Origin of the sequence: Streptomyces sp. NPDC057424 (assembly GCF_042803315.1) — a bacterium.
GTDB lineage: Bacteria > Actinomycetota > Actinomycetes > Streptomycetales > Streptomycetaceae > Streptomyces.
This window is the reverse complement of sequence record NZ_JBHVCP010000114.1, coordinates 1-5,606: the sequence shown is the minus strand read 5'-3', so window position 1 is coordinate 5,606 and position 5,606 is coordinate 1. Positions and strand designations below refer to the sequence as shown.

General features: G+C 72.0%; 7 protein-coding genes and 3 tRNA genes. 5 read left to right on the top strand and 5 right to left on the bottom strand.

The features are described from left to right. Positions 1-83 precede the first annotated feature (83 nt). The 3 genes from ACFU3E_RS38070 to ACFU3E_RS38060 all read right to left on the bottom strand — a co-directional run bounded on the left by ACFU3E_RS38070 (position 84) and on the right by ACFU3E_RS38060 (position 340). Positions 84-155, bottom strand: a tRNA-Val gene (locus tag ACFU3E_RS38070). 1 nt (position 156) lies between these two features. Next, positions 157-230: transfer RNA gene (locus ACFU3E_RS38065), tRNA-Cys, on the bottom strand. Between the two features lie 37 nt (positions 231-267). Beyond that, a tRNA-Gly gene (locus tag ACFU3E_RS38060) sits at positions 268-340 on the bottom strand. A 178-nt stretch (positions 341-518) separates the two neighbouring features. On the opposite strand from ACFU3E_RS38060, the gene ACFU3E_RS38055 reads away from it, so the two are divergent. The 3 genes from ACFU3E_RS38055 to ACFU3E_RS38045 are packed head-to-tail and all read left to right on the top strand — an operon-like array spanning position 519 to position 3,257. Beyond that, positions 519-1,562, top strand: a complete 1,044-nt coding sequence (locus ACFU3E_RS38055) for a chorismate-binding protein (RefSeq protein WP_384169309.1) — start codon at positions 519-521, stop codon at positions 1,560-1,562. Next, positions 1,559-2,380: an aminotransferase class IV gene (locus ACFU3E_RS38050; RefSeq protein ID WP_384169306.1), complete on the top strand. Its 822-nt coding sequence runs from the start codon at positions 1,559-1,561 to the stop codon at positions 2,378-2,380. The genes ACFU3E_RS38055 and ACFU3E_RS38050 overlap by 4 nt, the downstream gene beginning before the upstream one ends. Positions 2,381-2,432: 52 nt before the next feature. Then, complete coding sequence (locus tag ACFU3E_RS38045) at positions 2,433-3,257, top strand: GNAT family N-acetyltransferase (RefSeq protein ID WP_384169303.1); 825 nt, start codon at positions 2,433-2,435, stop codon at positions 3,255-3,257. A gap of 27 nt (positions 3,258-3,284) precedes the next feature. On the opposite strand, the gene ACFU3E_RS38040 is transcribed toward ACFU3E_RS38045, so the two are convergent. Then, on the bottom strand, positions 3,285-3,809 hold the full coding sequence (locus tag ACFU3E_RS38040) for a DsbA family protein (protein ID WP_384169300.1): 525 nt from the start codon (positions 3,807-3,809) through the stop codon (positions 3,285-3,287). A gap of 176 nt (positions 3,810-3,985) precedes the next feature. On the opposite strand from ACFU3E_RS38040, the gene ACFU3E_RS38035 reads away from it, so the two are divergent. Both ACFU3E_RS38035 and ACFU3E_RS38030 read left to right on the top strand, forming a co-directional pair. After that, the gene (locus tag ACFU3E_RS38035; protein WP_384169297.1) at positions 3,986-4,426 is read left to right on the top strand and encodes a hypothetical protein; all 441 of its coding nucleotides are present in this window, start codon (positions 3,986-3,988) and stop codon (positions 4,424-4,426) included. Positions 4,427-4,583: 157 nt separating this feature from the next. Then, complete coding sequence (locus ACFU3E_RS38030) at positions 4,584-4,760, top strand: hypothetical protein (protein ID WP_020272479.1); 177 nt, start codon at positions 4,584-4,586, stop codon at positions 4,758-4,760. Between the two features lie 84 nt (positions 4,761-4,844). Here ACFU3E_RS38030 and ACFU3E_RS38025 read toward each other — a convergent pair whose 3' ends face one another. Continuing rightward, positions 4,845-5,405 carry a CGNR zinc finger domain-containing protein gene (locus ACFU3E_RS38025; protein ID WP_384169294.1) on the bottom strand — a complete coding sequence of 187 codons (561 nt, stop codon included), beginning with the start codon at positions 5,403-5,405 and terminating at the stop codon, positions 4,845-4,847. Between the last annotated feature and the right edge of the window lie 201 nt (positions 5,406-5,606).

Sequence of the window (5,606 nt, the reverse complement as noted above, 5' to 3'; positions counted from 1 at the left end):
GATTGAACCAGTGACCTCTTCCGTGTCAGGGAAGCGCTCTCCCGCTGAGCTAATCGCGCGGGTTGGGATCTTGAGAGATCCAGTGGACGATACTGGGATTGAACCAGTGACCTCTTCCGTGTCAGGGAAGCGCTCTCCCGCTGAGCTAATCGTCCTTGGAGGTGGAGACGGGATTTGAACCCGTGTAGACGGCTTTGCAGGCCGTTGCCTCGCCTCTCGGCCACTCCACCAGGAGTGTAGGGGACCGGGAAGCCCCCTCTTCCTTCGAGCGGACGACGAGGTTCGAACTCGCGACCTCAACCTTGGCAAGGTTGCGCTCTACCAACTGAGCTACGTCCGCCTGTCGTTTCGGACCGCTCCCGCGGCCCGGCGACGAGTTGAACTCTAGCGGATTCCGGGGCCAGCACAAAAACGCGTTTGTGCAGCGTGCTGCGCTTCCCCTGCTCAGGGACGGCACAGGGCCGCTTGACGGGACATCCCCCGGTCACCCGCAGGACACCAGCCATAGACTCGACTGCGTGCTCGACCTCCCTCCTCTCGCCCGCTTCGGCGACCGTGTCGCCACCGGGCTCCTCGATGTCACCGACGACCCCGAGGCCCTGGAGTCCAGTGGCTTCTGGGCGGTCTGCGCGGACTTCGAGGGCCGCCTGACCTGCGCCCGCTTCGCGGAGGTCCGGACGGCGGCAGTGCCGGCTCCCGCGCCCGGCGCATGGCGCGGACCGGCCGCCGGTGACTGGACGTCCTCGCTCGACCGCGCCGCGTACACGGCAGGGGTGCGGCGGATCCGTGACCACATCGCGGCCGGCGAGGTCTACCAGGCGAACCTGTGCCGGGTGCTGTCCGCGCCCGTCCTGCCCGGCGCCGACGTGGACGCCCTCACCGCGCTGCTGGCCCGCGGCAACCCGGCACCGTTCGCAGGAACGATCCGCCTGCCCGGGCACGGCGTGGAGATCGCCACCGCCTCCCCCGAACTGTTCCTGCGGCGCGACGGCAGGGTCGTCGAGTCCGGGCCGATCAAGGGCACCGGCCGCACCGAGGCGGACCTGCTGGAGAAGGACTACGCCGAGAACGTGATGATCGTGGACCTCGTCCGCAACGACATCGGGCGGGTGTGCGCCACGGGCAGTGTGACGGTGCCCGATCTGTGCGCCGTCGAGAAGCACCCGGGACTGGTCCACCTCGTCTCTACGGTCCGCGGCGAGCTGGGGGAGGGGGCCGGCTGGGGCGAGCTGCTCGGTGCCGCCTTCCCGCCCGGCTCGGTCACCGGCGCGCCCAAGTCCAGTGCGCTGCGGATCATCGACGCGCTGGAGACGGCGCCCAGGGGGCCGTACTGCGGCGGGATCGGCTGGGTCGACGCCGACCGGGGGGCCGGAGAGCTGGCCGTCGGCATCCGCACCTTCTGGATCGACCGGGCCGACGGCATGCTGCGCTTCGGCACCGGCGCGGGCATCACCTGGGGCTCCGATCCCGAGGGGGAGTGGCGGGAGACCGAGCTGAAGGCCGCCCGGCTGCTCGCGATAGCGTCGGAAGCGTACGAGGTGAGTGGAGAGGACCTGACGTGAAGATCTGGCTCGACGGCGGACTGCAGGACAGCGAGTCCGCCCGTGTCTCCGTCTTCGACCACGGGCTGACCGTGGGTGACGGCATCTTCGAGACCGTGAAGGCCGTGAACGGCCGGGCGTTCGCGCTCACCCGGCACCTCGACCGGCTGACCCTCTCCGCGCGCGGCCTCGGCCTGCCGGACCCGGACCACGACGAGGTCCGCCGCGCCTGCGCCGCCGTCCTCGACGCCGACCCCGTGCCCCTCGGCCGCCTCCGCATCACCTACACCGGCGGCCACGGCCCCCTCGGCTCCGACCGCGGCGAGCACGGCCCGACCCTCGTCGTCGCCCTCGGCGCGACGACCCGCCGCCCCGACTCCACCGCCGTGATCACCGTCCCCTGGACCCGCAACGAGCGCGGCGCGCTCACCGGCCTGAAGACCACCTCGTACGCCGAGAACGTCGTCGCCCTCGCCCGTGCCCGTGAACAGGGCGCCTCCGAGGCACTGTTCGGCAACACCGTGGGGCAGCTGTGCGAGGGCACCGGGTCGAACGTCTTCGTCGTCCTCGACGGCGAGATCCACACGCCGCCGCTCGCCTCGGGCTGCCTCGCGGGCATCACGCGCGCGCTGGCGGCCGAATGGACCGGTGCCAGGGAGGCCGACCTGCCGCTGGACGTACTGGAACGGGCCGACGAGATCTTTCTGACGTCCACCCTGCGGGACGTGCAGGCCGTGCACCGGGTCGACGGACGTGAGCTGCCCGGCGCGCCGGGGCCGGTGACGGCCAAGGCCATGCGGATCTTCGAGGAGCGGGCCGGGAACGACCTCGACCCCTGAGCACCCGCACCTTCGGCTGACCAGGGCCGTGGTTGCGGGTAGAACACCCCTGATGACCACGACCCTGCGGCCGACCGAGCCGCTTCAGCAGAACGCCGACGGGACGCGCTCACGCCGCTACCAGGTGTGCGTGAACAGCCGTCCCGTGGGGGCGATACACCTCGGCACGCACCCCGTGTTCGGCGCCGCGGTGGCCCGGATCATGAAGCTGCACATCGACGAACCGGACAGGAGACGGGGCCGGGGCACGGTCGCCGCGCTCGCCGCGGAGGAGGTGGCGCGCGGCTGGGGGTGCCGCCGCATCGAGGCGGTGGTCCCCGCCACGTCCGGGGCGGGACTCCGGCTCGCCACGGCGCTCGGCTACGTCGTCCGCAACCGGGGCATGCGCAAGCGGCTCGGCGACACCCCGCCGGACCTGCCGGAGGGCAGCCGTGCCCGGCCCATGACCGAGGCGGAGTTCGGACCCTGGCTGGTGAGGGGGGAGGAGCACTACGCGCGCAGCTGGATCGAGCGGGGCGTCCCGGAGGCAGAGGCCCGGGCCAAGTCGGAGCGTGACCACGCCACCCTGCTGCCCGACGGGCTCGCCACCCCGGGCGTGCTCATCAGCGTCGTCGAGCACCTGGGGGCACCGGTGGGCACACTGTGGCTGGCCGTGCGTGAGAGCAGCGCGTTCGTCTTCGACGTCGAGACCGATGCCGCCCACCGGGGGAAGGGCCACGGCCGCACCCTGATGCTGCTGGCCGAGGCCCAGACGATCGCCGAGGGCAGGCGGACCCTCGGCCTCAACGTCTTCGCGGGCAACGCCCCGGCCGAACGGCTCTACGCCTCGCTCGGCTACGAAACCGAGCAGTACGCCCTGTACAAGCCGCTGCTGTAGCGGCCCGTGGGCCGGGTGAGGGCGTGATCAGTGCTCCTGCCCGGCCAGCAGCCGGTCCGCGATCTCCTCGATCCGCTCGCGCAGTCCCTCCTGGCTCTTGCCGCCGTCCAGCCGTTCCCCGCCGATCACGTAGGTCGGGGTGCCGGTCACGCCGATCGCCTTGCCCTCGGCCTGGTCGGCGTCCACGATCAAGATGTGCCGGCCGTCGACCAGCGCCGTGTCGAACTCCTCGGCGTCCAGGTCCAGTTCGCGTGCCAGCTCGACCAGGAAGGGCTCTCCCTCACGGCCCAGCTCCTCGACCCGCCCCAGCAGGGCCTCGGCGTACGGCCATCCCCGGCCCTGCTCCCATGCCTCCTCCGCGGCCTGGGCGGCGGCGAAGGCGTGCTTGTTCTTCTCCAGCGGGAAGTGCCGCAGCCGTAGCTCCAGACGATCGCCGTAGCGGGCGCGCAGGGCATGGAGATCGTCCAGCGCGGTGCGGCAGTCCGGGCACTGGAGGTCGCACCAGACCTCGAGGACGGGGGCGGCGGAACGGTCGGGGGAGGAGTCGCTCATGCCGACAGTCTCCCAGCAGCCGCGGACGGGGGCGCAGCCCGCACCGGCACCTGCGGAGGACGCGACCCGGAGATGTCCCTGATGTCGGACCGGAGCATGGCCCGCCGGGGTACGGCGGGTGCAGGATGGAAGGGACGAAGTGCCCCGACCCGACCGCGCCACGCCTGGAGGACCGGATGATTGCCGAGACCGTCTGTTCCGCCGTGTCCGCGGCAGGCCTGGGCATTGCGGTCGTCACGGCGTACCGCAAGCGCTACCTCACCGCGGTCCGTATCGCGGCCTACTCCCTCGTCCCGATCGGCCTGGTGATGACAGGGGTCGTCGAGTGGCTGGCCGACACCGCGTTCAGTCCGACGGCGTGGGCCGGATTCGGGGTGCTCGGCGTCGCGTGGGTGCTCTTCATGACCACACGAGTCGTGGAGCGCCGCCGAGGCGGCACCCGCAAGGAGCGCAGGGCGGCGGCCCGCGCGGGCGACGGGCCCGACCCGGTGGCACCCCCTGCCTCGACGCCCGCCCTGGGTCAGGGCTCCCGCCCGGCGGCCAGGCCCACGCCGGCTTCCCGTGGCGACGACGACTTCAGCGACATCGAGGCCATCCTCAAGAAGCACGGCATATGACGGAGCGGCCCGCCCGGGGCTGAATCGTCACAGTGGGTCCGCCGGTGCGCGGAAGTGATCACAACCCGAACCGGACCTCACGCAATCGGCGCACTCCCGCACGCAACGAGGGCGCTGATCGCGCCCGGTGGGGCGACTGCGTCATCATCGCCGCGAGATGCTGGACACGACGGAACAGAGCGACCCCGCACCGCCGCAGGACGAGCCTCGCCCCCGGCAGGACGAGCCACGTGGTTGCCTCTTCGCCCTATCCCAGCCACCGCTGATGATCTTCCTTGCGGTGATCGGGAGTCTGCTGCTCATGGCCTCGTTGCACGATCTGCTGCTGCTGTGAGCCTTACCCGCGGTACCCGGCGCCACCCGCCGGGGCCGCGTCGGCATCGACATCCCCCGCCAGCGCCGCCGCCCGGCGAGGCCGTCAGCCCGCCGCCTCCTTGCGGCGCGCGCGGTACGCGGCCACGTGCAGGCGGTTTCCGCAGGTGCGGCTGTCGCAGTACCGCCGTGAGCGGTTGCGGGACAGATCGACGAAGGCGCGCCGGCAGTCGGGCGCCTCGCACCGCCGCAGCCGCTCCTGCTCCCCGGCGACCACGAAGAACGCCAGCGCCATCCCGCAGTCGGCGGCCAGATGATCGGCGACGGAGGCACCCGGCGCGAAGTAGTGCACATGCCAGTCGTAGCCGTCGTGGTCCGTGAGCCGGGGCGTGGTGCCCGCGGCCGCGACCAGCTCGTTGATCTGGTGGGCGGCGGCCCGGGCGTCGGGGGCGGCGAAGACGGCGGCGAAACGCCCGCGGATGGTGCGTACCGCCGAGAGGTCGAACTCCGAGAGCACCCCGACATCGCTGATCTCGTGGTTCCGCACGAAGTCCGTAAGGGCCGCCAGGTCCGGCAGCCCGTCCGGCGCGGCGTCGTCCTCCGGTGCGGTGTTCACCAGATCGACCACGGTGTCGAGGGCGCACCGGGTGTCGTGGGTGATCAGCACGATTCGCTCCCTGGCCTGAGGGTCGGGCGGGCGCCCGCCGATGCTGGCCGATGGTAACGGCTCCACCACCACCGGACCGACCTCATGCCCGCACATGGCTTCGAATGCAACGCTGCCGGGCTTGCCGCCGTTCCCACGCGGCGCCAGCGGGGGAGGGGCGCTCACACGCGAACCGGCGCCGGACCGCGTGAGCCGCGGTCC

Bases quoted from the DNA above. Each gene is read 5' to 3' on its own strand.
- ACFU3E_RS38045 (WP_384169303.1), top strand. From the start codon at position 2,433: ATGACCACGACCCTGCGGCCGACCGAGCCGCTTCAGCAGAACGCCGAC.
- ACFU3E_RS38040 (WP_384169300.1), bottom strand. From the start codon at position 3,809: ATGAGCGACTCCTCCCCCGACCGTTCCGCCGCCCCCGTCCTCGAGGTC.
- ACFU3E_RS38035 (WP_384169297.1), top strand. From the start codon at position 3,986: ATGATTGCCGAGACCGTCTGTTCCGCCGTGTCCGCGGCAGGCCTGGGC.
- ACFU3E_RS38030 (WP_020272479.1), top strand. From the start codon at position 4,584: ATGCTGGACACGACGGAACAGAGCGACCCCGCACCGCCGCAGGACGAG.